Genomic DNA, 20,568 nt, shown 5'->3' with positions numbered 1-20,568 from the left:
TTATGGAGACCGTTGCCCAGCACATTCCCGTTCTGTACCAGGAGGCCCTGGACCTGCTCCAGGTGCGGCCGGGCCAGGTCTACGTGGACGCTACCCTGGGCGGGGCCGGACACGCCCGGGGAATCCTCCAGAGGGGGGGGAGGGTCATCGGCCTGGACCGGGACCCCGAGGCCGTGGCCCGGGCCCGGGCCCTAAACCTGGAAGGTCTTCAGGTGTTTCAGGCCAACTTCCGCCACCTCCTTGAGGTTCTGCGCCAGGCGGGGGTGGACCGCGTGGCCGGCGTCCTGGCCGACCTCGGGGTGTCCAGCTTCCACCTGGAGGACCCCAGGCGGGGCTTCAGCTACCGCCTCGAGGGGCCCCTGGACATGCGCATGGGGGAAGAGGGCCCCACCGCGGCCGAGGTGGTGAACACCCTGCCCCTGGAGGACCTCTACCGCCTCCTCCGGGACCTGGGGGAAGAGCCCCAGGCCTACCGCATCGCCAAGGCCATCGTGGAGGCCCGGCGCAAGGCCCCCCTCCGCACCACCACGGAGCTCGCTCAGGTGGTGCAGAAGGCGGTGGGCTTCCGCAGGGCAGGCCACCCGGCCCGGAAGACCTTCCAGGCCCTGCGCATCTACGTGAACGACGAGCTCGGGGCGCTGGAGGAGCTGCTCAGGCAGGCGGAGGAGGCCCTGGCCCCGGGGGGGCGGCTTGTGGTCCTCACCTTCCACTCCCTGGAGGACCGGCTGGTGAAGCGCTTCCTCAAGGCGAGCGGCCTGCGGGTCCTGACCAAGAAGCCCCTCACCCCAAGCCCCGAGGAGGTGGCGCGCAACCCCCGCGCCCGCAGCGCCAAGCTCCGTGCGGCGGAGAAGGAGAGCCTATGAGCACCGCCCTGCGCTTCGGCGCCCTCTACCTCCTCGCCCTCCTCCTCCTCCTCGGCCTCGGCCACCGCAACCAGGTGGAGAAGGCCCACCTGGCGCGGATGAAGGCGCGCCTCGAGGCCCTCGAGCTTCGCGAGGAGGCCCTGCTCAAGGAGGGATGGCGGGCCTCGAGGCCGGAGCGGGTCCTCACGTGGGCGGAAAAGGAGGGCTTCGTGCCCATGAGCCGGGGGAGGTGGGCGCGGTGACCGTAGGGGTGAAGCGGGTTCCCCTGGTGCTGGCGGGCCTTTTCCTCTGGGCCCTCCTCTTCGCCCTCGGGGTCTACGCCCTCCTGGCCCGGGGGCCCAGGCCCCCCTCCCCTCCCCCTCCCGCCCCGCCGCCCCGGGGAAACCTCTACGCCCGGGACGGCACCCCTTTGGCGGTGAGCCTGAAGACGGGGCGGTACTACCCCTTGGGCACGAGCGGAAGCCAGCTCATCGGCTTCGGCGAGCGGGGATCCGGGCGCGGCCTCGAGGGGCTGGAGCGGGACCTGAACGCCGCCCTCAGCCAGGGGCGCTCCTTTACCCTCACCCTGGACCCTTGGGTCCAGGCCATGGCCGAGAGGACCCTCTGGGCGGGCCTGGCCCAAAGCCGCGGGGAGTTCGCCACCCTCCTCGTCCTGGACCGGGAAGGGCGCCTCCTGGCCGTGGCCAACGCCCCCCCCTTTGACCCCCTGGCCCCGCGGAAGGACCCCAACCAGGACCTGTCCTGGCGCAACCACGCCTTCCTGGTGGCCCTCGAGCCCGGCTCCACCATGAAGGCCCTCACCGCGGCCATGCTCCTGGAGGAGGGGGCGGCCAGCCTGGCCACCCGCGTGGAAGCCCCCATGCACCGGGTGGTGGACGGGTGGATCATCCAGGACATCGTGCCCCACCCCCCCAGCCTCACCCTGGCGGAAGTGCTCAAGTACTCCTCCAACGTGGGCATCAGCCAGCTGGCCGAGAGGATCCCTAAGGAGGTGTTCTACGGCTACATGCAAAGGCTCCACCTCACCGATCCTGAACCCCTGGCTGGGGTGCGCACCACCCCGCCCCTGGTCCCGCCCCCCCAGGAGTGGAGCCGGGCGGCCTACGCCAACCACGCCTTCGGCCAGGGCTTCCTCATCACCCCCCTGCACCTGGCCGCCGCCTTCGCCAGCCTGGCGGACGGCCTCTACCGCCCTCCCCGCCTCTTCCAGGACCAGGAGGCCAAGGCGGAGCGGGTCTTCTCTGGGGAAACCGCCCGGGCCGTCCGGGAAGCCCTCCACCAGGGCCTTGCCCCTAGGGCCGCCCTCCCTGGCTACCCCCTCGCCGGCAAGACCGGCACGGCCCAGGTGGTGGTGAACGGGCGCTACTCCCGGGAGGTCTTCACCGCCTGGTTCGCTGGGTTCGTGCCCGGGGACAGGCCCCTCTACACCGTGGTGGTGGCGGTCTACCACCCTAAGGGCGAGATCCACGGGGCCCAGGTGGCCGCCCCCATCTTCCGGGAGGTGGCCGCGAGCCTCTTGGCCTATGCGGGGATCCCCCCCTATCCTGAGGGGCGGTGAGGTGGTGGTGCATCTTGCACATGGTAGGGAACTGACGCCGGAGTGGGTGGCCCGGACCACGGGAGGCCGCCTCCATCCCGGGGGAAGGCCGGTGAGGGACCTCCACTGGGACAGCCGAGAGGTGGGGCCGGGCTCCCTCTTCGTGGCCCTCCCTGGGGCCAAGACCCACGGCCGGCAGTTCGCCGAGGAGGCCCTGGCCCGGGGGGCGCATCTGGTCCTCTCCGACCGCCCAGGCAGGGCCACGGTGGAGGTGAACGACCCCCAAAGGGCCCTCCTCCGCCTGGGGCGGGCTCTTAGAGACCTCTTCCCGGGAACGGTGGTGGCCGTGGGGGGAAGCTCGGGCAAGACCACGGCCAAGGAGGCCCTGGCCCAGAGTCTGGGCTTTCCCTGCCCGCCGGGGAACCAGAACACGGCGCCCCCGCTCGCCCGCTTTTTTCTAACCCTCTCCCCCACGGCTCCGGGGGCCGTGGTGGAGCTCGGGGTGGACCGGGTGGGGGAGATGGCCGAGCTCATGGAGCTGAGCCATCCCCACCTCGCCGTGCTCACCGCCCTGGGGGAGGAACACCTCCTCGCCTTCGGCGACCTGGAAGGGGTGGTCCGGGAGGAGGCGGGGCTCCTCTCCGCCCCCCAGGTCCTGGTGAGCCTGCAGGCGGCGGAGGTGCTCTTAGCCTTCGGGCGGCGGGGGCCTTGGCCCACCTACGGCTTCGGGGAGGCCACCTTCCGCGGGGAGGACCTGGAGCTTCTGCCCCAGGAAAGCCGCTTCCGCTACCGAGGGATCCGGGTCCGGCTGCCCTACCCCGGCCTCGGCCCCGCCCTGGCCGCCCTGGCCGCCCTGGCCGCGGCGGAGATCCTGGGGTACGGGGTAGAAGGGGTGGCGGACAGGCTCTCCGGGCTCCGCCTCCCCCCAGGCCGGATGGAGCGCCGGGAAATAGGGGGGGTCGTCTTCCTCCACGACGCCTACAACGCCAACCCCCTCTCGGCCAAGGCAGGGCTCGCCTGGCTCGCCGCGCAGCCCGGGCGCAAATGGGCGGTCCTGGGGGAGATGCGGGAGCTGGGGGCCAAGGCCCTGGAGCTCCACCTCGAGGTGGCCGAGGAGGCCGCCCGCCTGGGCCTGAGCCCCCTCTACCTCGGCCCCCACGCCAAGGCCCAGGCCGCCCTCGGCGGGGAGGCGGCGGAGGACCTAAAGGACGCCCTCCGCTGGCTCAAGGAACGGGTGCGCCCCGGGGACCTGGTCTACCTGAAGGCCTCGAGGGCGGTGGGGCTGGAACGGATCCTGGAGCTATGGGACGGCTGACCCCTCTTTTGGGCCTCGGGCTCCTCGCCGCCTGCGCCCCCCTGGCGGCCCAACCCCCCCTGATGCCTTATCCCGGGGGGTTCGCCCGGGGGGGAGGGGTGGAGGGCCGCTTCCAGGTGGCCCTCCCCGGGCCGCCCCTCCTGCTGGACGCCGACGAGAAGGCCCTCTACGCCGCCTACCCGTACCAGCTCCTGATCTACCGGGAAGGGGCCCTGGAGAGCCTGCCCCTCCCCGGGATCCCCCGGTTCCTCCGGGCAAGCCCCCGGCTCCTCGTGGGCCTGGAGGGCGCGGTCTGGACGCGGGACGCCCTCTACCCCTACCCCGCCCTGGACGCAGTCCAAGGGGAAGGGGGCCTTTTCTACGTGGACGGCCGGGGCCTCTACCGGGAGGGCACCCTCCTCAAACCCGGGGCCTTCCGCCAGGTGGTGGCCTGGGAAAGGGGGGTGGTGGCCCTGGGCCGCGAGGCCTACTTCTACCCCGAAGGCCGCCTTCTTTCCCTCCCCCATTCCGCGCGCAAGGCCCAGACGGGGGCCTGCGGGGTGGTGGCCCTCCTGGACGCCCTCTACCTGGTGCAGCCCTGGGGCCTAAAGCCCCTGGGCAGGGCGGAGGACTTCGCAGTGTACGGGGAGGAGATCTACCTGGCGCCCTCGGGAAAGGTCCTGAGCTGCAAGGAGGCGGTATGGCCCTAGCCTTGGTGCTCTCCTGGTTGCTTACCGCGGTCTGGATCTCCTTCATGAAGGGCCTGGGCCTGGGGAAAAGGGTACGCCGGGACGGGCCCGAGGCCCATCTCGCCAAGGAGGGCACCCCCAGCATGGGGGGCGTGGCCTTCCTCCTGGCCGCCTTCGTGGCCTACCTGGTCTTGGGGAGGGACGCCTTCTCGGGCCTGTGGCTCCTGGGCCTGGGCTTCGCCCTCCTGGGGCTGGTGGACGACCTCTCGGGCAGCCTGGCGAGGCCCCTGAGGGCCCGGGAGAAGCTCGCCCTGCAGGGCCTCATGGCCTTGGTCTTCGCCCTCTGGGCCGCCCGCCACGTGGCCTACACCCCCTGGCCCCTCCTGGACGTCCTCCTGGTCCTCCTGGCCGTGGTGGGGGCGGCCAACGCCTTCAACTTCACCGATGGCCTGGACGGGCTCCTGGCCTCGGTGGCGGCCATCCTCCTCCTTCCCTTCTATCCCCACCCCTTCGCCCAGACCCTTCTCGGGGCCTTGCTGGGCTTTCTCTGGCACAACGCCCCCCGGGCCAAGGTCTTCATGGGGGACACGGGAAGCCAGGCCCTGGGCGCCCTGGTGGCAGGGCTCTTCGTTCTCACGGGAAAGCTTTGGCTTTTGCCCTTGGCGGCCATCGTGCCGGTGATGGAAGTGGTCTCGGTGGTGGCGCAGGTCCTCTACTTCCGGCGCACGGGGAAAAGGCTTTTGCGGATGAGCCCCTTGCACCACCACCTGGAGCTCTCCGGCTGGGAGGAGGCCAAGATCACCTTCCGCTTCGCCGTCCTCACCGCCTTGGCCACCGCCCTCGCCTTTGGGGGTGGCGGATGATCCTGGTCTACGGCCTGGGACGCAGCGGCCTGGGAGTCCTCCGCTTCCTGAGGAGGCGGGGGCTTTCCGCCCGCTTCTACGACGACCGGCCCCAGGAACGGGAGGTGGCCGAGGCCATGGCCCTGGGCTTTGCCCCCGACTGGGCCCTCGAGGGCAGCTACCGCGAGGTGGTGGCCGCCCCTGGGGTCCCCCTGGGGCATCCCCACCTCGAGGCCCTACGGAAAAGGGGAGCCTGGGTCCTGGGGGAAGCGGAGCTCGCCTTCCGCCTCTCCCCCACCCCCATCGTGGGCATCACGGGCACTGCGGGGAAGACCAGCACCACGCTCTTCACTGCCCACCTCCTAAGGGGCCAGGGGCTCAAGGCCCTGGAGGGGGGCAACGTGGACCCGCCCTTGGTGGAGGTGGTGGACGCCGCGGAGGTGGCGGTGGCCGAGCTTTCCAGCTTCCAGCTGGAGCGCGTCCACGCTTTCCGCCCCCGCGTGGCGGTCCTCCTCAACCTGGGGGTAGACCACCTGGACCGGCACGGGAGCCTGGAGGCCTACCACACCGCCAAGCTGAACCTGTTGAAAAACCTCACCCCCGAGGACGCCCTGGTCTACAACGAGGCCGATCCCAAGGTGAGGGAGGCGGCCCGCTCCTCCCCCGCCCGCCTCTACCCCTTTTCCCCCGGGGACGACCCGCGGACCAGCAACCTCCAAGCCGCCCTCCAGGCCACCCGGGCCTACCTGGACCTCCTAGGGCGGCCCCTGGACGAAAAGGCCCTGGAGGCCAGCCTCCGGACCCTCCCCGAGGCCCCCCACCGCTTCCAGGTCTTCGCCCGCAAGGGCAAGGTGGTCTTCATTGACGATTCCATCGCCACCCGCACCGCCGCCGTGGCCGCCGCCCTTAGGGCCGCCCCTGCCCCCATCGCCTGGATCCTGGGAGGGGAGGACAAGGGGGCCGACCTCGAGGCCCTGAGGCCCCTCCTTCCCCGGGTAAGGGTGGCCCTGGCCATAGGCCGGGATGGGCCCAAGATGGCGGCCTCCCTGGGGGAGGGGGTGGAGGTGGTGGTGATCGGGGAACGGGAGGGGCGAAAGGCCATGGAGCGGGCCGTGGCCGAAGCCCTGCGGCGCCTGGAGGAGGGGAGCGTCCTCCTCGCCCCCCTCGCCGCCAGCTTTGACCAGTTCCAGGACTACAAGGACCGCGCCCGGGCTTTCCGGGAGGCGGTCTTCGCCTTAGGAGGTGAGCCGTGGACCCCCTCTACCTCCTGACCGGCCTCCTCCTCCTCGTCTTCGGCCTCCTGGGCGTAGAGGTGGCGGAGCCCGGGCTTTTGGAGGAGCACCTCCTGCGGGTAGGGATGGCCCTCCTCGCCCTGGGGGCAGGCGCCCTCCTTCCCCCGCGGCTTTGGCTGCGCCACGCCTTCGGCCTGCACCTCTTCACCCTCTTTTTGCTCCTCCTGGTCCTCCTCCTCGGGGACGGGCCCGGAGGGGTGCGGCGCTGGTTCTACCTGGGCCCGGTGGCCTTTCAGCCCTCGGAGCTGGCCAAGGTGACCCTGGTCTTCTACCTCGCCTCCTTCGTGGGCCGCAAGGGCAACGACAACCCCATCCTTGGGCCCGCCCTTCTGGTGGGGAGCACGGTGGGCTTGGTGCTCATTGAGCCCGACTTCGCCACCGCCCTCTTCCTCCTCACCCTGGGGGGCCTCCTCTTCATCCTGGCGGGGGTGCCCTGGCGGAGGCTCATCGCCATCGCCCTGGCGGGGGCCCTGGTCATCGCCCCCTTTTCCGGGGTTTACCTGAGCCGCTTCGCCTACGTCTCCGAGCGGTTCCAGGGCTTCCTCAGCTATATGCGGGGGGAGGCCAACCCCCGGGAGGTCGCCTACCAGGTGCTCCAGGCCCAGAAGGCCATCCTCCTGGGGGGGCCTTTGGGCCAAGGGCCGGGCGGGACCCTCCCCCACCTCCCCGAGGCCCACAACGATATGGTCTTCGCCAGCGTGGTCTTCGCCACGGGCTGGGCCGGGGGGCTTTGGGTCCTCCTCCTCTACCTCCTCCTCTTCCTCAAGGGGGTTTCCCTCTCCCTAAGGCTCCCCGGGCCCCAGAGCCTGGTGGCCATGGGCCTGACCCTCTACCTCACCCTGCAGGCCGCCCTCAACATCGGGGTCACGGTGGGCTTCCTGCCCGTGACCGGCGTCCCCTTGCCCCTGGTCTCCTACGGGGGAAGCTCCCTCCTCGTCTCCGGACTCGCCCTGGGGGTGCTTATGCGCTTGGGCCGCGAGGCGGCCCGGGAGGTGAGGACGTGGTCCTCCTGACGGGCGGGGGCACGGGCGGGCACCTCTTCCCCGCCTTGGCGGTGGCGGAGGAACTTAGGAGGCGGGGGCACGGGGTCTTCTACCTGGGGGCGGAAGGGGGCCTCGAGGCCCGGCTCCTCCCCCAAACCCCCCTCCCCCACGCCCTCATTCCGGCGGGGAAGCTGGACCGGAGCGCCTTCCGGCCGGGGGAGGCCCTTGCCCTCCTCCGGGGCCTCCGGGCGGCCCGGGAGGTCCTCGAGGCGGTCCGCCCCAGGGCCATCCTCTCCACCGGGGGGTACGCGGGCTTTCCCGGCGCCTTCGCAGGGGCCTTGAGAGGCATTCCCCTTCTCCTGCACGAGCAAAACGCCAGGCTGGGCCTCGCCATCCGCCTCCTCTCCCCCTGGGCCCGGGGCCTCGCCCTCTCCGTGCCCGTGGCCCTGGCTTCGGGGCTCGCCCGGAAGGCCCGGGTGGTGGGCTACCCCGTGCGGGAGGTGCGCTACCCCAAGGAGGAGGCCAAGGCGAGGTTGGGCTTTGACCCAGGCCAGCCTCTCCTCCTCGTGCTCGGGGGCAGCCAGGGGAGCCTGGAGCTCAACGAAACCCTCCCCCCCCTCCTCAAGCCCCTCGGCCTCCCCGTCCTCCACCAGGTGGGGGAAAGGTGGCTCGGCCGCTTCCGCCACCTGGAAGGGGACGGGTACCGGGTGGCGGGGTTCGTGGAGGCCCCCCTGGCCATGAGCGCCGCCGACCTCCTCCTCTCCCGGGCCGGGGCGGGCACCCTGGCGGAGGCCGCCTTCCACCGGCTTCCCGCCCTCCTTTTCCCCCTTTCCCCTAAGCTGGACGGAGGAGCCCAGGTGGCCAACGCCCTGGCCTACCAGAAGGCGGGGGCAGCGGAGCTTGGGGACCGCGCCCGCCTGGGGGAGCAGGTGCAGCGGATCCTGGAGCATCCGGAACCTTACCGAGAGGCCTTAGGCCGCCTTTCCCCCGAGGGAGCCGCGGGGCGGCTTGCAGATTGGTTGGAGGAGTTCCTATGAAGCGCGTGCACGTGATGGGCATAGAGGGTGTGGGCATGAGCGCCCTGGCCCGCCTCCTCCTGGCGGAGGGGGTGGCGGTGACGGGCTGCGACCTGGCCCCGGGCAAGCGGACCAAAGCCTTGGGCGTCCCCGCCTACGCCGGCCACGACCCCGCCCACCTGGCGGAGGAGGACACCCTCATCGTCCCCACCCCCATCCCCCTGGACCACCCCGAGGTGGCGGCGGCCCGGGCCAAGGGGCTCAGGGTGCTGAGGCGTATGGAGCTCCTCGCCCACCTCCTCTCGGGGAGGCCCTCCCTCGGGGTCACGGGCACCCACGGCAAGACCACCACCACGGGGATGCTGGCGAGCATCCTCCTCCAAGCCCGCCTGGACCCCTGGGTCCTCCTCGGCGGGGAGCTCGCCCTCCTCCCGGGGAACGCCCGCTTCGGCACGGGCCCCCGTCTGGCCGAGGTGGACGAGTCCGACCCCCTCTTCCAAGGGGTCCAGGTCTTTGTGGCCGTGGCCACCAACCTCGAGGCCGACCACGTGGCCCCTCCAGGCCACCGCGCCCCCAACTACCACGGGAGCCTAGAGGAGCTCAAGGCCGCCATGAGGGGCTTTCTGGAGAAGTCTCAGGTAGTGGTGGTCCCGGCCTTTGACCCCACGCTTCTGGCGCTCTCCCACGGGCTTCCCCGGAGGCTTTTCGGGGAGGGGGGGGAGCTTTGGGCGGAGAGGGTGGAGCTGGGCCCTTGGGGAAGCCGCTTCCTCCTCTTGCACGAGGGCAGGGTTTTGGGCGAGGCCACCCTCGGGGTGCCGGGGGCCCACAACGTGCGCAACGCCCTGGCCGCGGCCCTGGCGGCCCTGGCCTTCGGCGTGGGGGCCGAGGCCATCCTGGAGGGCCTCGCCGCCTTCCCCGGGGTGGGGCGGCGCTTCCAAAGGGTGGGGGAGGTGAACGGGGCCTGGGTGGTGGACGACTACGCCCACCACCCCACGGAGGTGCGGGCCACCCTCGAGGCGGCCAGGCGGCTCGGCCGCCGCGTGCGGGTCCTCTTCCAGCCCCACCGCCTCCTCCGCACCCAAGCCCTCTGGGCCGAGTTCGTGGAGGCCCTCGCCCTGGCCCAGGAGGTGGTGGTCCTGCCCGTCTACGCCGCCGGGGAGAAGGGAAAGGTCTCCCCCGAAGGCCTGAGCCAGAGGATCGCCGAGGGCCTGCAAAGGCGGGGGGTGGCTGCCCGCTTCCTCGAGGGGGAGGAGGCCCTGGCCTACGCCCGGGCCACCGCCACCCCTAAGGACCTCTGGCTCACCTTGGGGGCAGGGGACGTGACCGAGCTGGCCCAGAGGTTGGCCCATGAGGGTTGAGCGGGTGCTTCTGAAGGACTACACCACCCTGGGGGTGGGGGGGCCGGCGGAGCTTTGGACCGTGGAGACCCGGGAGGACCTCAAGAGGGCCACGGAAGCCCCTTACCGGGTCCTTGGAAACGGCTCCAACCTCTTGGTGATGGACGAAGGGGTGCCGGAGCGGGTGATCCGCCTGGCGGGGGAGTTCCAGGAGTACGACCTGAAGGGCTGGGTGGGCGCGGGAGCCCTCCTCCCCCTCCTGGTCCAGGAGGCGGCCAGGGCGGGGCTATCGGGCCTCGAGGGCCTCCTCGGCATCCCCGCCCAGGTGGGCGGCGCGGTGAAGATGAACGCGGGCACCCGCTTCGGGGAGATGGCGGACGCCCTGGAGGCGGTGGAGGTCTTCCACGGGGGGGCGTTCCACATCTACCTGCCGGAGGAGCTCGGGTTCGGCTACCGCCAAAGCCACCTGCCCCCCGGGGGCATCGTCACCCGGGTCAAGCTCCGGCTAAGGGAGCGGCCCCTGGAGGAGATCCGGCGGCGCATGGCCGAGGTGGACGCGGCGAGGAAGGGCCAACCCAAGCGCAAGAGCGCCGGATGCGCCTTCAAAAACCCCCCTGGCCAGTCCGCGGGCCGCCTCATAGACGAAAGGGGCCTGAAGGGCCTAAGGGTGGGGGACGCCATGGTGGCCCTGGAGCACGGCAACTTCATCGTGAACCTGGGCCAGGCCAAGGCCAAGGACGTGCTGGCGCTCCTCAAGCGCATCCAGGAGGAGCTGCCCCTGGAGCTGGAATGGGAGGTCTGGCCGTGAGTTTGGGGCCTGTTAGGAAAGGGGGAATAGAATGGGCGCCATGAGGGCCATCCTGGCCTCCCTCGTCCTCGCCACCCTCTACGTGGCCAGCCTGGTCCTCTTCCCCGTGGAGAAGGTGGAGGTGGTGGGGCTTAAGCACCTGAAGGAGGCCGAGGTGCTGGCCCGCATCCGCCTCCACCCAGGGGAGGCCTGGCTTTGGGTGGCCCCCTCCCGCGCGCTGCCCCTCCTGCAGGACCCCTGGGTGGCGGAGGTCCGCCTGGAAAAGCCCCGTCTTGGGGAGGTGCGCCTTTGGGTGCGGGAGCGGCAGCCCTTCCTGCCCCTAGGGGACGGCTCCGCCCTGGCGGAGGACGGCACCCTCCTCCCCGGCGGCGCCCCCTGGGCCCCGGGCCCCCGGGTGGAGGGGAAGGGCCCCCTGCCCAAGGCCGAGCTCCTGGCCCTGGCCCGGGCCTACCCCAAGGCCACGGCCCTCCGCTACACCCCGGCGGGGTTTTGGGTGGAGGTCCAAGGAAGTCTCCTCTTCGCCCCGGAGGCCCGGTTTCTGCTAGAGTATGCCCAAGTGGACCGGCCATTAGGGAGTCGGATTTACCTGTATTCCTGGGGGGTGAGCGTAAGCCCATGATCATCGCCGGATTGGACGTAGGCACCAGCAAGGTGACCACCGTCATTGGGGAGCTGGCCCCTGACGGCATCCTGGACATCATCGGGGAGGGCACCGTCCCTTCCCAGGGGCTCAAGCGGGGGGTGGTGGTCAACCTGGAGCGCACCGCGGAGGCCATCCGCCAGAGCGTCCACCAGGCGGAAAGGGTGGCTGGGGTCCAGGTGGCGCGGGTGGTGGTGGGGGTGGGCGGGGCCCACTTAAAGAGCGTGACCAGCCACGGCCTGGCCGCCATCCGCCGGGGCCACAGCATCGCCGAGGCCGACGTGGAACGGGCCATAGAGCAGGCCAAGGCCTACCCCCTGGATGGGGAGCAGGAGCTCCTCCACGCCCTGCCCCTGGAGTTCAAGGTGGACGGGCAGGAGGGCATCCGCGACCCCGTGGGCATGGCGGGGGTCCGCCTCGAGGTGGACGTGCACCTGGTGGCCGCGGGCAGGGGGCCCTTGGCCAACCTTCGCCGGGCGGTGGAGGATGCGGGCCTCGAGGTGGAGGCCTTGGTGGCCCAGACCCTGGCCTGCGGCCTCGGAGCCCTCACCCCGGAGGAGGAGCACATGACGGTCCTGGTCCTGGACGTGGGCGGGGGTACCACGGATGTGGCCGTCTTCCGGGAAGGCCGCCTGGCCCACTCCGCCGTGTTGCCCCTCGGCGGCGACCACGTCACCCAGGACATCGCCCAGCTCCTGAAGATCCCCTTTGAGGAGGCGGAGCGGGTGAAGAAGAAGTACGGGGCCGCCCTCCCGGAGCTCGCGGACCCCGAGCTCGTCCTGGAGATCAACCAGGAGGGGGGCTCGCTGGGAGAGGTGCCCGCTCCGGAATTATCCCGCATCATCCGTCCCCGCCTCAGGGAGATCCTCCACCTGGCCCGCCAGTCCGTGGACGAGGCCCTGGGCCCTCTGGAGATCAAGGTGAACCGTGTGGTCCTCACCGGGGGGACGGCCCTCCTCCGGGGCTTTGACCTCCTCGCCCGGCACCAGTACGGCCTTCCGGTGAGGATCGGGAAACCCCACGGGGTCTCGGGCCTCACCGACGTGGTGGCCACCCCGGCCCACGCCACGGCCGTGGGCCTGGTGCGCTACGGGGCCAGCCTACCCCCCCGGCCCCTCGAGGCCCGGCCGAGGCGGGAGAGGAAGGAGAGGCGGGAGGAAAGCCCGCAGGGTGTGGGCTTCTGGGCCCGCCTCAAGGAGATTATCAACAATCTATTCTGATTCCGAGGAGGGGGAAGATGGAAGGAGCCGTCATCAAGGTGATCGGGCTGGGGGGAGCGGGGAACAACGCGGTAAACCGGATGATTGAGGCCGGGCTTTCGGGGGTGGAGTTCGTGGCCGCCAACACCGACGCCCAGGTCCTGGCCAAGAGCCTCGCCGACCACCGCATTCAGCTTGGGGAGAAGCTCACCCGGGGCCTGGGGGCGGGGGCGAACCCGGAGATCGGGGAGAAGGCGGCCCTCGAGGCCGAAGACCTCATCGCCGAGGCCCTGGAGGGGGCGGACCTGGTCTTCCTCACCGCGGGCATGGGGGGCGGCACGGGCACGGGAAGCGCCCCGGTGGTGGCGGACATCGCCAAGCGCCTGGGGGCCCTCACCGTGGCCGTGGTGACCCGGCCCTTCAGCTTTGAAGGCCCCAAGCGGCTGAAGGTGGCCGAGGAGGGGATAAGGAAGCTCAAGGAGCGGGTGGACGCCATGGTGGTGGTCCAAAACGACCGCCTCCTCTCCGCCGTGGACAAGAAGATGAGCCTCAAAGACGCCTTCCTCATCGCCGACCGGGTCCTCTACCACGGGGTCAAGGGGATCACCGACGTGATCAACCTCCCCGGCCTCATCAACGTGGACTTCGCCGACGTCAAGGCCCTTCTGGAGGGGGCCGGCCAGGTCCTCATGGGCATCGGCGCCGGGCGCGGGGAGAACCGCGTGGAGGAAGCGGCCAAGACCGCCACCCAGAGCCCCCTCCTGGAGCGCTCCATTGAGGGGGCCAAGAGGCTCCTCCTCAACGTGGTGGGGTCGGAGGACCTCTCCCTCATGGAGGCGGCGGAGGTGGTGGAGCGGGTGCGGGAGGCCACGGGCCACGAGGAGGTGGACATCCTCTACGGGGTCACCTACGACGAAAGGGCCCAGGACGAGCTCCGGGTCATCCTCATCGCCGCCGGCTTCGGGGAGAGCACCGTGGTACCCAGGCCCATCCGCCCCCTGGACTTCCCCGCCCACACCGACGCCTACAACTACGATATCCCCGCCTTCATCCGCTACGGGGACGGGGATTTCCTCCCCAAGCGGGGCAACTAAGGCCCGGTGGTCGTCCTGGGCGTGGACCCCGGCATCACCCACCTGGGCCTGGGGGTGGTGGAGGTCAGGGGCCCCCAGAAGGCCCGCCTCCTCCACGGGGAGGTGGTGAGGACCTCCGCCCGGGAGAGGGCCCAGGAACGGGTGGGCCGCATCCACGCCCGGGTCAAGGAGGCCCTCCTCGCCTTCCGCCCTGAGGCCCTGGCGGTGGAGGAGCAGTTTTTTTACCGCCAAAACGAGCTCGCCTACAAGGTGGGCTGGGCCCTGGGGGCGGTCCTGGTGGCGGCCTTTGAGGCGGGGGTGCCCGCCTACGCCTACGGGCCCATGCAGGTGAAGCAGGCCCTGGCGGGCCACGGACACGCGGGCAAGGAGGAGGTGGCCCTCATGGTCCGGGGCATCCTGGGGCTCCGGGAGACCCCCGGGCCCAGCCACCTGGCGGACGCCCTGGCCATCGCCCTCACCCACGCCTTCTACGCCCGCCTGGGCGTGGCGAAGCCCCTTTGATCCATGCGGGCCCAAGCCCGCATGGGGCCCCCCGCGAGGCTTGGGCTAGGCAAGAACCCCAATGAGCTCAGCAGCGGAGGTAACCGGGCAGGACCTCTTCCAAGGGGGTGAGGCGGGGGAGGAGGTCGGCGGGAGGGGGAAAGGGGGCGGTGTTCCCCTCCTTGAGCATCACGTACTGGTCCTGGGTCAGGGGGGCGAAGGGGAGGAGGCTCAGCAGGGGGACCAAGAGGTCCAGGAGGAAAAGGGGGATGGGGAGGAAGGGCTTCGGCCTCCCCACCACCCTCATCACCAGGGCGAGGAGCTCCCGGAAGGCGTACTCCTTGGGCCCCACGAGGTCAAAGCTGCCCTCGAGGCCCCCCTCCAGCGCCCTCACGAAGGCCTCGGCCACATCCCCCACGTACACGGGCCGGAAGGGGAAGCCCCCGTCCCCCAGGAGGGGCACGAAGGGGAGGGGGTTGCAGACGAGGCCCTTGAGGACCTTCCCGAAGAACTCGTCCCCGGGTCCGAAGATGAGGCTCGGGCGGAAGATGGCGTAGGAGAGGCCGCTTCCCCGCACGAGCTCCTCCCCTTCCGCCTTGGTCTCGTAGTAGCGGCTCCGGGTGCCCCGCCTCGCCCCCAGGGCGGACATGTGGAGAAGCCGCCCCACCCCGGCCCGGCGCATGCCCGCAAGCAGGTTCCTCACCCCCTCCACGTGCACGGCCCGGAAGGTCTCCTCCCCCTCCCGGATGATGCCCGCCAGGTAAATGGCGGCCTCCATCCCCCTTAGGTCCGGCACCTCCCGGGTGATGTCCCCCCGGAGGAAGACCGCCCCCGGGGGAAGGTCCCTAGGCCTTCTCGCCAGGACCACGGGGGTGTGGCCCCGCTCCAAAAGGAGGGCCACCAGGGCCCGCCCCACGAAGCCCGTGCCCCCTACCACGAAGACCCGCATCCTAGGCGGCCTCGAGGGCGCCTTCCGCCTCCTTCTCCAAGGCCCTCAGGTCCAAGAGGTAGACCCGGCGGTAGGCGGTGGCGATGAGCCCCTCATGGCGGAGGTCAGAGAGGATCTTGGAGACGGACTCCCGGGTGGAAGCCGTGGCGTCGGCGATCTCCTCGTGGGAGGCCGTGACGTAAAGCCCCCTTTCGTCCCGGAAGGAGGCCGGAGTGTCGGCCAGGAAAAGGAGGTAGCGGGCGATCCTGGCCCTGAGCTCCCCCATTTGCAGGTGGGCCTCGTAAGCGTGGACGCGGCGCATCTGCCGGGCAAGGTTTCTCGCCACCTGGCGGAGGGCCTCGTGGTCCATGGCCCTGGGGTCCAAGCCCTGGACCACGGCCTCGGTCATGGCCTCGGCGGTATAGCGGTAGCCCTTGCCCTCCAGGGCCTCCTCCCCGAAGTAGTCGCCGGGCAGGACGTGGCGGAGGGTGAGGAGGCGCCCGTCTGGAAGAAGCTCCACGATGCGCACCAGCCCCTCCTCCAGGCGGTAGAGGGTGTGGGCGTTCTCTCCCCTCAGGTAGATGGTCTCCTTGCGGCCGAACCTCTTCATGTTCCCTTCCTTTCCCCCCCTTCGGGGCTTTGGAGCTCCTCAGCGAGGGCCTCGAGGCCCTCCACAAACCGTGCGCCAAGCCTTTTAGCCTCCTCGGGGCTTGCCCCTTGCCCGCCCAGGTAGACCCTGGGGGCGAGGCGGGAGAGGGCCCCTTGGGGCAAGGCCTTTAAGGGCTCGGAGAGCAGGGCGGAGAGGACCACGGCCCTGGCCTGAAGGCGCTCCCCCAGGCGCTTCAGGTCGGGTAGGGGCGTGTCGGGGCCGAGGTAGAGGGCGGGCAGGCCCCGCCGCCTGAGGCTAAAGGCGACCAGCATGGCCCCGATCTCGTGCCGCTCCCCGGGCGGGGTGGTCACCAGGATGGGGGCCCCTGGGGGAAAGCCCACCAGGTCCAAAAGTTCGTGCAGCCGGGCCCGGAGGAAGGTGGTGGCGAGGTGCTCCTCCGCCACCCCCACCTCCCCCTTGTGCCAAGCCTCCCCAACCCGCCTAAGAACCGGCACGAGGAGCCGGTTCAGGGCCCCCTCGGGGCCCAAAAGCCTCACGGCGCGGCGGAAGACGGCCTCCGCCCCCAAAAGGTCGGCGGAGAGGAGGGCCCCGTAAAGAGGCGCCTCGAGGGCCTCGGGGTGCACCTCCTGGGCGAGGTAGCGCCGGATGGCCGCCTGGGGCGTAGCCCCTTCCTCCAGCCAGCGGCGGATGGTCCTCAAGGCCTCCACCTCCTCCTGGCGGTAGAGGCGGTGGCCCCCGGGGGTGCGCTCGGGCCGGGGAAAGCCGTAGCGGCGCTCCCACTGCCTCAGGACCTCGGCGGAGAGCCCGGTCATGGCCTCCACCTCGGCGATGGTGTACACCCCGGCGCGGGTCATGGGCCTAGCCTAGCGCGTTGTCCATCATTTGTCAAGTCTTTGTAGAGTTTTAGCCGAGTGTGGGCGGGGCAAACATCCCCGCCCCGGGCTATACTGAAGATGATCCTCATATGGAACCCGATTGGAAAGCCCTATCCCGCCTAATCCGCCTCCACTCCACCACCTTTTACTGGGGAAGCCTCCTTTTCCCCAAGGAGGAGAGGAAGGGAGCCTGGGCCGTCTACGCCGCCTGCCGCCTGGGGGACGAGGCCGTGGACGGGGAAGGAGGGGGGGAGGGGGCCCTCGCCCGCTGGTGGGCCGGGGTGGAGCGGGCCTATGGGGGAAGGCCAAGGGAAGCGTGGGAGCAGGGCCTGGCCTGGGCCCTGGAGCGCTGGCCCATCCCCTTGGAGGCCTTTAGGGATATGCGGGAGGGGTTCCGCACCGACCTGGGCCCGGTGCGGCTGGACTCCGAGGAGGAGCTCCTCACCTACTGCTACCGGGTGGGGGGCACCGTGGGCCGCATGATCGCCCCCATCGCCGGAGGAAAAGAGGAGGCCGAGGAGAAGGCCGTTCGCCTGGGCCAGGCCATGCAGCTCACCAACATCCTCAGGGACGTGGGGGAGGACCTGGGACGGAACCGGCTCTACCTCCCAAGGACCCTCCTCCAGGCCCATGGGGTCCGCCTGGAGGACCTCCTGGAGGGGCGGGTCACCCCGGGGTACCGGGCCCTTATGGCCCACCTCGAGGGGAGGGCCCGAAGCCTCTACCGCGAGGGGCTATCCGGCCTTCGGCACCTTCGGGTGGGCCGGGCGGCCATCGCCCTCGCCGCCTTGCAGTACCAGGGCATCCTGGACAAGCTCCGCCTCCAGGGCTACGACAACCTGCGCCAGCGGGCCCACCTCAAGCCCTGGGAGCGGCTTTGGCTCCTCCCCAAGGCCCTATGGGCGGTGCGGTGGTGAACCTGGTCTGGCACCGCGCCGACCTCCGCCTTGCGGACCACCCGGCCCTCCTCGAGACCCTGAAGGCGGGCCCGGCGGTGGGCCTGGTGGTCCTGGACCCCAACAACCTGAGGACCTCCCCCAGGCGGCAGGCCTGGTTTCTGGAGAACGTCCGGGCCCTCCGGGAGGCCTACCGGGCCCGGGGCGGGGCCCTTTGGGTCCTGGAGGGCCTTCCCTGGGAAAAGGTGCCGGAGGCGGCGAGGCGGCTTCGGGCCAAGGCCGTCTACGCCCTAAGGAGTTACACCCCCTACGGCCGCTACCGGGACCTTAGGGTGAAGGAGGCCCTTCCCGTTCCCCTTCACCTCCTCCCCGCCCCCCACCTCATCCCCCCCGACCTCCCCCGGGCCTACCGGGTCTACACCCCCTTCGCCCGGCGCTTCCAGGGGGTGGAAGCCCCCCTCCCCGCCCCCGAGGCCCTACCTCGGGAGGAGGAGGAAGGGGAGGTGCCCAGGGTCCTGAGCGACGTCCCCCTCCCCGAGCCCGGGGAGGAGGCGGCGAGGGGAAGGCTTCGGGCTTTCCTGGAGGCCAAGCTCGCCCGCTACGCCGAGGAGAGGGACCGGCTGGACGGGGAGGGGGGCTCGAGGCTCTCCCCCTACTTCGCCCTAGGGGTCCTCTCCCCCCGGGAGGCCGCCCTCCGGGCCCTGGGCCAGGGGGGAGAGGGGGCGAGGAAGTGGGTTTCGGAGCTCCTCTGGCGGGACTTCTCCTACCACCTCCTCTACCACTTCCCCCATATGGCAGAAAAGCCCATGGACGGGCGCCTCGAGGCCCTTCCCTGGCAGGAGGACGAGGCCCTCTTCCAGGCCTGGTACCGGGGGAAGACGGGCGTTCCCTTGGTGGACGCCGCCATGCGGGAGCTCCACGCCACGGGCCTCCTCTCCAACCGGGCGAGGATGGTGGCGGCGCAGTTTGCGGTGAAGTACCTCCTTCTTCCTTGGAAAAGGTGCGAGGAGGCCTTCCGCCACCTCCTCCTGGACGGGGACCGGGCGGTGAACCTCCAGGGGTGGCAGTGGGCGGGGGGCCTGGGGGTGGACGCCGCCCCCTACTTCCGCCTCTTCAACCCCGTGCTCCAAGGGGAAAGGCACGACCCCGAAAGGCGCTGGCTAAGGCGCTGGGCCCCGGAGTACCCCTCCTACGCCCCCAAAGACCCCGTGGTGGGCCTGGAGGCGGCAAGACGGCGCTACCTCTCCCTGGCCGAGGGGCTTCTTCGGGAGAAAGACCCTCCGGCGACCCCACCTTCCCCTTAGGATAGGCCCATGGAACGCCTCTCCTTGAAGGGAGCCCTGCCCCACCTGAAGCGCCTCCAGGAGGACCCCCTCGCCGTCCTCCTGGAGTGGGGCCGGGCCCATCCCAGGGTCTTCCTCCCCCTCCCCGGCCTTCCCCTGGCCCTCGTCTTTGACCCGGAGGGGGTAGAAAGGGTACTCCTCGCCGAAGGGCCCACCAAGGCCACCTTCCAGTACCGGGCCCTCGCCCGGCTCACGGGAAGGGGGCTCCTCACCGACTGGGGGCCTAGCTGGAAGGAGGCCCGGAGGGCCCTCAAGGACCCCTTCCTGCCCAAGGCGGTTTGGACCTACCGGGAGGCCATAAAGGAGGAGGCCCAGGCCTTCTTCACCGGGTGGGGAGGAGAGGAGAGGGACCTGGAACACGAGATGCTCGCCCTTTCCCTGAGGCTTTTGGGCCGCGTTCTCTTCGGCGAGCCCCTTTCCCCGGACCTGGCCCGGCTCGCCCTCCTGGCCCTGGACCGGATCATGGCCCGGACGCGAAGCCCCCTCGCGGCCTTGGACCTCCGCGAGGAGGTCCGCTTCCAAAGGAACAAGGCCCTTCTCTACCGGGAGGCGGAGGCCCTCCTCCCCTACCCTCCCCTGAGCCGCCTGCCCCGAGGGCGGGCGCTCTCCGAAGCCGTGACCCTCCTCGTGGCCGGGCACGAGACCCTGGCCAGCGCCCTCACCTGGGCCCTCCTCCTCCTCTCCCACCGCCCCGACTTCCAGGAGAGGGTGGCCGAGCAGGAGGAGGCGGCCCTCGCCGCCTTCCAGGAGGCCCTGAGGCTCTACCCCCCGGCCTGGATCCTTACCCGCAAGGTGGAAGCGCCCTTCTCCCTGGGGGAGGACCTCCCTCCCCGGGGCACCACCCTGGTCCTCTCCCCCTACGTGACCCACAGGCTTTCCTTCCCCGAAGGGGAGGCCTTTCGGCCGGAGCGCTTCCTGGGGGAAAAGGGCACCCCCTCGGGGCGCTACTTCCCCTTTGGCCTGGGCCAGAGGCTCTGCCTGGGGCGGGACCTGGCCCTCCTCGAGGGTCCCCTCGTCCTTCAGGCCTTCTTCCGGCGCTTCCGGCTTGACCCCCTCCCCTTCCCCCGGGTCCTGGCCCAGGTCACCCTGCGGCCGGAAGGGGGCGTCCCCGCCAAGCCACGGCTGTGGGTGAGGGCATGACCTATCTAGAGTTCCACCTCTTCTTCCTCCTGCCTCCCCTCCTCCTTCTCCTCCTGTGGGCGAGGCCGAGGCCCCCGAGGGTCTGGGCCTACCTCCTCATGCCCCTCATCGCCCTCCTCTACACCACCCCCTGGGACAACTACCTGGTGTGGAGGGGGGTCTGGGGGTACCCGGAAGGAAAGGTGCTCCTCCGCCTGGGCTACGTGCCCCTGGAGGAGTACCTCTTCTTCCTCCTCCAGCCCCTCCTCACCGGGGCCCTCCTCTTCCGGCTGGCGCAAACCCCTCCCCCGGGAGGACCGGGTCTGGCCCGGGTGGCGGGGGGAGGGGTGTGGCTTCTCTTGGCCGCCTCGGGCGTGATCCTCCTGGCCCTCGGGGAGAGGTTCCTCTACCTGGGCCTCATCCTCGCCTACTTCGCCCCCGTCTTCGTCCTCCAGTGGGCCTACGGGGGGGACCTGCTCTGGGCCTGGAGGAGGCCCCTCCTCCTGGGGGTGGGCCTCCCCACCTTGTACCTGTGGGTGGCGGACGGCTGGGCCATCCTCCGGGAGGGCATCTGGTGGATCGCTCCCCGGTACACCCTGGGTCTAAAGGCCTTCGGGCTTCCCCTGGAGGAGATGGTCTTCTTCCTCTTCACCAACCTGGCCGTGGTCCAGGGCCTCCTCCTCGCCTGGCACCCCGAGGCCCTGAGGCGCCTAAGATAGGCCC

Annotated in this window: 22 protein-coding genes; 19 read left to right on the top strand and 3 right to left on the bottom strand. The window is 71.0% G+C overall.

Annotation, left to right across the window (positions count from 1 at the left end):
- The first annotated feature begins 2 nt into the window (after positions 1-2).
- From rsmH to H531_RS0104215, 15 genes are read left to right on the top strand one after another with little or no spacing between them, the layout of a single operon-like run.
- Positions 3-863 carry a 16S rRNA (cytosine(1402)-N(4))-methyltransferase RsmH gene (gene rsmH, locus H531_RS0104285; protein ID WP_022798128.1) on the top strand — a complete coding sequence of 287 codons (861 nt, stop codon included), beginning with the start codon at positions 3-5 and terminating at the stop codon, positions 861-863.
- A complete protein-coding gene (locus H531_RS0104280; protein WP_022798127.1) occupies positions 860-1,105 on the top strand; it encodes a hypothetical protein in 246 nt (81 codons plus the stop codon). The genes rsmH and H531_RS0104280 overlap by 4 nt, the downstream gene beginning before the upstream one ends.
- Complete coding sequence (locus H531_RS0104275) at positions 1,102-2,421, top strand: peptidoglycan D,D-transpeptidase FtsI family protein (protein WP_028490640.1); 1,320 nt, start codon at positions 1,102-1,104, stop codon at positions 2,419-2,421. The genes H531_RS0104280 and H531_RS0104275 overlap by 4 nt, the downstream gene beginning before the upstream one ends.
- The gene (locus tag H531_RS0104270; RefSeq protein WP_028490639.1) at positions 2,405-3,715 is read left to right on the top strand and encodes a UDP-N-acetylmuramoyl-tripeptide--D-alanyl-D-alanine ligase; all 1,311 of its coding nucleotides are present in this window, start codon (positions 2,405-2,407) and stop codon (positions 3,713-3,715) included. The genes H531_RS0104275 and H531_RS0104270 overlap by 17 nt, the downstream gene beginning before the upstream one ends.
- Complete coding sequence (locus tag H531_RS0104265) at positions 3,703-4,404, top strand: hypothetical protein (protein WP_022798124.1); 702 nt, start codon at positions 3,703-3,705, stop codon at positions 4,402-4,404. Before H531_RS0104270 ends, H531_RS0104265 begins: the two co-directional genes overlap by 13 nt.
- Positions 4,395-5,246 (top strand): MraY family glycosyltransferase, encoded by an 852-nt coding sequence (locus H531_RS0104260; RefSeq protein WP_022798123.1) that lies wholly within the window; start codon positions 4,395-4,397, stop codon positions 5,244-5,246. The genes H531_RS0104265 and H531_RS0104260 overlap by 10 nt, the downstream gene beginning before the upstream one ends.
- Complete coding sequence (locus H531_RS0104255; protein WP_022798122.1) at positions 5,243-6,496, top strand: Mur ligase family protein; 1,254 nt, start codon at positions 5,243-5,245, stop codon at positions 6,494-6,496. Before H531_RS0104260 ends, H531_RS0104255 begins: the two co-directional genes overlap by 4 nt.
- Positions 6,475-7,530: an FtsW/RodA/SpoVE family cell cycle protein gene (locus tag H531_RS0104250; RefSeq protein WP_022798121.1), complete on the top strand. Its 1,056-nt coding sequence runs from the start codon at positions 6,475-6,477 to the stop codon at positions 7,528-7,530. Before H531_RS0104255 ends, H531_RS0104250 begins: the two co-directional genes overlap by 22 nt.
- Positions 7,518-8,537 carry a UDP-N-acetylglucosamine--N-acetylmuramyl-(pentapeptide) pyrophosphoryl-undecaprenol N-acetylglucosamine transferase gene (locus tag H531_RS0104245; protein ID WP_022798120.1) on the top strand — a complete coding sequence of 340 codons (1,020 nt, stop codon included), beginning with the start codon at positions 7,518-7,520 and terminating at the stop codon, positions 8,535-8,537. The genes H531_RS0104250 and H531_RS0104245 overlap by 13 nt, the downstream gene beginning before the upstream one ends.
- On the top strand, positions 8,534-9,874 hold the full coding sequence (murC, locus tag H531_RS0104240; RefSeq protein WP_022798119.1) for a UDP-N-acetylmuramate--L-alanine ligase: 1,341 nt from the start codon (positions 8,534-8,536) through the stop codon (positions 9,872-9,874). Before H531_RS0104245 ends, murC begins: the two co-directional genes overlap by 4 nt.
- The gene (locus H531_RS0104235) at positions 9,864-10,661 is read left to right on the top strand and encodes a UDP-N-acetylmuramate dehydrogenase (protein ID WP_022798118.1); all 798 of its coding nucleotides are present in this window, start codon (positions 9,864-9,866) and stop codon (positions 10,659-10,661) included. The genes murC and H531_RS0104235 overlap by 11 nt, the downstream gene beginning before the upstream one ends.
- 31 nt (positions 10,662-10,692) lie before the next feature.
- A complete protein-coding gene (locus H531_RS0104230; protein ID WP_028490638.1) occupies positions 10,693-11,280 on the top strand; it encodes a cell division protein FtsQ/DivIB in 588 nt (195 codons plus the stop codon).
- A complete protein-coding gene (ftsA, locus tag H531_RS0104225; protein ID WP_022798116.1) occupies positions 11,277-12,521 on the top strand; it encodes a cell division protein FtsA in 1,245 nt (414 codons plus the stop codon). Before H531_RS0104230 ends, ftsA begins: the two co-directional genes overlap by 4 nt.
- A 17-nt stretch (positions 12,522-12,538) precedes the next feature.
- A complete protein-coding gene (gene ftsZ, locus H531_RS0104220; RefSeq protein ID WP_022798115.1) occupies positions 12,539-13,594 on the top strand; it encodes a cell division protein FtsZ in 1,056 nt (351 codons plus the stop codon).
- 6 nt (positions 13,595-13,600) lie between these two features.
- On the top strand, positions 13,601-14,095 hold the full coding sequence (locus tag H531_RS0104215; protein WP_022798114.1) for a crossover junction endodeoxyribonuclease RuvC: 495 nt from the start codon (positions 13,601-13,603) through the stop codon (positions 14,093-14,095).
- A 67-nt stretch (positions 14,096-14,162) separates the two neighbouring features.
- On the opposite strand, the gene H531_RS0104210 is transcribed toward H531_RS0104215, so the two are convergent.
- Genes H531_RS0104210 through carH form a run of 3 tightly spaced genes read right to left on the bottom strand, consistent with a single transcriptional unit; the run spans position 14,163 to position 16,466 of the window.
- A complete protein-coding gene (locus H531_RS0104210; protein ID WP_022798113.1) occupies positions 14,163-15,023 on the bottom strand; it encodes an NAD-dependent epimerase/dehydratase family protein in 861 nt (286 codons plus the stop codon).
- 1 nt (position 15,024) lies between these two features.
- Positions 15,025-15,612 (bottom strand): transcriptional regulator LdrP, encoded by a 588-nt coding sequence (gene ldrP / locus H531_RS0104205; RefSeq protein ID WP_022798112.1) that lies wholly within the window; start codon positions 15,610-15,612, stop codon positions 15,025-15,027.
- On the bottom strand, positions 15,609-16,466 hold the full coding sequence (carH, locus tag H531_RS0104200) for an HTH-type transcriptional repressor CarH (RefSeq protein WP_022798111.1): 858 nt from the start codon (positions 16,464-16,466) through the stop codon (positions 15,609-15,611). The genes ldrP and carH overlap by 4 nt, the downstream gene beginning before the upstream one ends.
- 110 nt (positions 16,467-16,576) lie before the next feature.
- On the opposite strand from carH, the gene H531_RS0104195 reads away from it, so the two are divergent.
- From H531_RS0104195 to H531_RS0104180, 4 genes are read left to right on the top strand one after another with little or no spacing between them, the layout of a single operon-like run.
- Positions 16,577-17,404 carry a phytoene/squalene synthase family protein gene (locus tag H531_RS0104195; RefSeq protein WP_022798110.1) on the top strand — a complete coding sequence of 276 codons (828 nt, stop codon included), beginning with the start codon at positions 16,577-16,579 and terminating at the stop codon, positions 17,402-17,404.
- The gene (gene phr, locus H531_RS0104190; protein WP_028490637.1) at positions 17,401-18,687 is read left to right on the top strand and encodes a deoxyribodipyrimidine photo-lyase; all 1,287 of its coding nucleotides are present in this window, start codon (positions 17,401-17,403) and stop codon (positions 18,685-18,687) included. Before H531_RS0104195 ends, phr begins: the two co-directional genes overlap by 4 nt.
- A 9-nt stretch (positions 18,688-18,696) precedes the next feature.
- Entirely contained in the window at positions 18,697-19,866 is a 1,170-nt protein-coding gene (locus H531_RS0104185; protein WP_022798109.1) for a cytochrome P450, read from the top strand.
- Positions 19,863-20,564, top strand: coding sequence for a lycopene cyclase domain-containing protein (locus H531_RS0104180; RefSeq protein ID WP_022798108.1), 702 nt, complete (start codon positions 19,863-19,865; stop codon positions 20,562-20,564). Before H531_RS0104185 ends, H531_RS0104180 begins: the two co-directional genes overlap by 4 nt.
- The last annotated feature ends 4 nt before the right edge of the window (positions 20,565-20,568 follow it).

Origin of the sequence: Thermus islandicus DSM 21543 (assembly GCF_000421625.1) — a bacterium.
GTDB lineage: Bacteria > Deinococcota > Deinococci > Deinococcales > Thermaceae > Thermus > Thermus islandicus.
Note: the sequence above shows the minus strand (reverse complement) of the source record. Positions and strands in the feature narration are given on the sequence as shown.